The following is a 2777-nucleotide window of genomic DNA, read 5'->3' on the forward strand; positions in this document are numbered from 1 at the left end:
GATGATCACCATGACCGCCACCCAGCCCAGCGCTCCGGTGGTTCCGCCGTATTTGAACAGCACGAGCAGTACAGCGCCGACGGCGATGAGCTGAACCGCGGCGCGGGCCGCCGCCACCAGCAGTTGTCGGGTGAGGTGCAGGCGCTGGCGGTGAGCCACCCCGGCGGCAAGGACCACCAGCAGCGCCGACGCCGCGACGGCGGGCCAGCTCGGCACGGGCAGCCCGGTCACAATCCGACCCGCAGGTGGTCGATGCTGTCGGCGGGGCCGGCCTTGATGAGGCGGCCGTGGTCGAGTGCGAGCACGGTGTCGGCGATGCGGCGTATCACGGTGAGGTCGTGGCCGGCGAGCACCACGGTGCCCCCGGTGGTGATGTGGTCGCGGGCCAGGTCGGCGATCAGCGCGGCGTTGAGCCCGTCCAGCGCGGAGGTGGGCTCGTCGAGCACCAGCACCCGCGGCTCCACGGCCAAGGCCCGCGCCAGGCAAACCCGCTAAGCTTCCCCACCGGAAAGCTCTGCGGTGCGCCGCTCGGCGAGGCTGATCGGCAGGCCCACCCGCACCAGGAGGCCGGCCAGGCGGTCCGCGGGCAGATCGGGGCTGCCGACGCGCAGCTCGTCGGAGACCCGATCGGTGAGCAGGGTGGGAGGTTGGGCGACCAGACTGACCTGGCGTCGCAGCGCCAACACGTCGAGCTCGACAACAACCCCATCGAAGAACACCTGGCCCTGGCTGGGTTCAACCAGCCGGTTGAGAAGTCGCAGCAGGGTGGATTTCCCGGCCCCGCTGGGTCCCACGATGGCCGTGCATCCACCGGCCGGGATAAGCGCTGAGATCTGGTCCAGTAACCGGGTGGGCCCGCTGGCCACCGTGACGTCATCGAGAACGAATCCTCTCATGCCGTCACCTTCCCAACTGGCAGGCCTGCGCCGGCCGTCCGCGTAGCAGACCAAGGAGCTGCTGCTAGCGGACGGTGGTCAGGCAGGTTCGCGGCCGAGAAGGGTGGCGCGGCGGTGGAATTCGTAGAGACCATCGAAGAGGGGTCCGGTGTGGGTGAGGGTTTGTTCGTCGGTACAGATCATCGACAGTCCGCGCAGCGCCACGTCCAGACCGGGGGCTTCGGGGGCGTCGTAGCGTTCGTCGTCGAGGTCGGCCTCGTGGATGATCGCGGCGATCCGCCACAGCACCGGGTCGTCGAGTTGGTAGCGGCGCAGGATGGTTTCGAAGCTGCAGTCGCCGTTGTGGTGGGACAGTTCCACGCCGCGCATGTCGAAGGCGGTGGCGTCGGCGGGAACCGCCTCGGGGTCGGTCACGAAGACGAACTCGGCGTCGGGGTCCACCCAGCGGCGGATCAGCCAGGCGCAGGCGGCGCGGTCGATGTGGATGTGGGCGCGGGTGGCCCACCTCATGAGGGCGTCTGGCTCGGCGCGACGGCGACCGCTCCGCCGGTGAGTGCCTCGACGGCCGCGGTGGCCTGCTCGCGTTCGGTGGGCGGGAAGTAGTCGCGACGTTGGATGCGGCGTAGTTCGGCACGTAGGCGGCGGGCCAGCGACTCGCGCGCCGTCGGGTCGAGGGCCCCGGCGGTGGCGGCTTCCGCACTGACCGCGGCGTATTCGCCGGCTCGCGCATCGGCCATCGCGGTGGCCAGCGCGCGTTCGCTGGCCACGGTGTCGGGGTGGGCCACCCACAGCATGGCGGTACCGCCGGATTCGGTGACCTCGTCGGCGATCCACTCGAGGTGTTCACGGGTTCGGGCGTCGGCGGGCAGCGCGACCAGGCCGTCGGAGATCTGTGCCACCCCGAGGCGTTTGAGCTTGCGCCAGATCGTGATCCGCGGCGTGGACGGTTCGCGCGGAATCCGATACGACAACAGCACCCACGTCCCGGTTTCGCCGCGTCGGTCCGCTGCTGTCATGACAACCTCCGCATGAGTTCGGCCCTGTGACGCATCGTGATACCGCCTGCGACCGTTCCAATTGTAACCCCGGTTACCAAAACGAGGCGAGCCGACATGGGCCGGCTCCGCGTCCTGGCCCGCGGCAACCATGCAACCATGGTTACACTCTGCGGTCGCGCGATCCAGGGCCGCGAAAATGACTTTGCGGGCTCGCCGGAATCGAGGCGTCGACCTCGTCGGCTGCGCTGATACTTCTACCGCGGCCAGTCGTCGGGTTCTGCCAGCAGTGGCCGAAGGGCCGCTCGATGATGACCCGCAACCAGGGCGCATCGCGCGCCTCGGTTATGGAGCGGACGCGGCCTGCTCAGTACAGGTAGATGTCCACCAGCAGTGCGCCGAGGCCGGCCAGGACAACCAGCCACGCGAGCCGCCGTGCCGAGTCGGTGCGTATCGGCCCGAATCCGAGTAGCAGGGCGGCGACCGCGACGGTGAACACGCCGGATCCAGTGTCTTGCCAGCTGATCGGGAACACCGGGATCGGCGCGTCGTGAAAGAACTGGTTGGCGTGGGTGGCATGCAGGATCGCATTCCAGGCGAGCGGTCCCAGCAGGGCGCTTGCGGCGGCGCACACCAGCACCGATGCGCGGCGGTCACGCCCGGCGAACGCGACAAGAACCGCTGCGGCGAGGGCCGATAGTGCGGCCCCGTAGCCGATCACTCCCCACGACAACATGCGAATCGCCGTCCAGCTCAGCTCGGTTCACGTTCCAGTAGCGCCGGACGTCCGCCGGTGCCCGCCGCGACGGGGTAGTAGCTGCGGTGGGTGGTCGGGTCGACGGCCACCACGTGGGCGTTGTCGGCCAGATGCCCCGAGCCGGTCACC

Annotated in this window: 6 protein-coding genes and 1 pseudogene; all 7 read right to left on the minus strand. The window is 69.5% G+C overall.

Features of this window, described 5'->3' with window-relative positions:
• The coding region (locus VE759_RS15820) for an ABC transporter permease (RefSeq protein WP_324934099.1) at positions 1-231 on the minus strand (231 nt) is incomplete at its 3' end.
• Positions 228-470 (minus strand): hypothetical protein, encoded by a 243-nt coding sequence (locus VE759_RS15825; protein WP_324934101.1) that lies wholly within the window; start codon positions 468-470, stop codon positions 228-230. The genes VE759_RS15820 and VE759_RS15825, both read right to left, overlap by 4 nt.
• A 21-nt stretch (positions 471-491) precedes the next feature.
• Positions 492-896, minus strand: coding sequence for an ATP-binding cassette domain-containing protein (locus VE759_RS15830; RefSeq protein WP_324934103.1), 405 nt, complete (start codon positions 894-896; stop codon positions 492-494).
• 78 nt (positions 897-974) lie between these two features.
• Positions 975-1406, minus strand: coding sequence for a chromate resistance protein ChrB domain-containing protein (locus tag VE759_RS15835; protein ID WP_324934104.1), 432 nt, complete (start codon positions 1404-1406; stop codon positions 975-977).
• Positions 1403-1912 carry a Chromate resistance protein ChrB gene (locus VE759_RS15840; protein WP_324934106.1) on the minus strand — a complete coding sequence of 170 codons (510 nt, stop codon included), beginning with the start codon at positions 1910-1912 and terminating at the stop codon, positions 1403-1405. Before VE759_RS15840 ends, VE759_RS15835 begins: the two co-directional genes overlap by 4 nt.
• Positions 1913-2258: 346 nt before the next feature.
• Positions 2259-2627, minus strand: coding sequence for a hypothetical protein (locus VE759_RS15845; protein ID WP_324934108.1), 369 nt, complete (start codon positions 2625-2627; stop codon positions 2259-2261).
• Between the two features lie 17 nt (positions 2628-2644).
• Positions 2645-2777 (minus strand): annotated as a pseudogene (locus VE759_RS22940) (YncE family protein); the annotation flags it as partial.

It is taken from the genome of Mycobacterium sp., from assembly GCF_035640695.1.
In the GTDB taxonomy this organism is placed as follows: Bacteria; Actinomycetota; Actinomycetes; order Mycobacteriales; family Mycobacteriaceae; genus Mycobacterium.

Bases quoted from the DNA above. Each gene is read 5' to 3' on its own strand.
- VE759_RS15830 (WP_324934103.1), bottom strand. From the start codon at position 896: ATGAGAGGATTCGTTCTCGATGACGTCACGGTGGCCAGCGGGCCCACC.
- VE759_RS15835 (WP_324934104.1), bottom strand. From the start codon at position 1,406: ATGAGGTGGGCCACCCGCGCCCACATCCACATCGACCGCGCCGCCTGC.
- VE759_RS15840 (WP_324934106.1), bottom strand. From the start codon at position 1,912: ATGACAGCAGCGGACCGACGCGGCGAAACCGGGACGTGGGTGCTGTTG.
- VE759_RS15845 (WP_324934108.1), bottom strand. From the start codon at position 2,627: ATGTTGTCGTGGGGAGTGATCGGCTACGGGGCCGCACTATCGGCCCTC.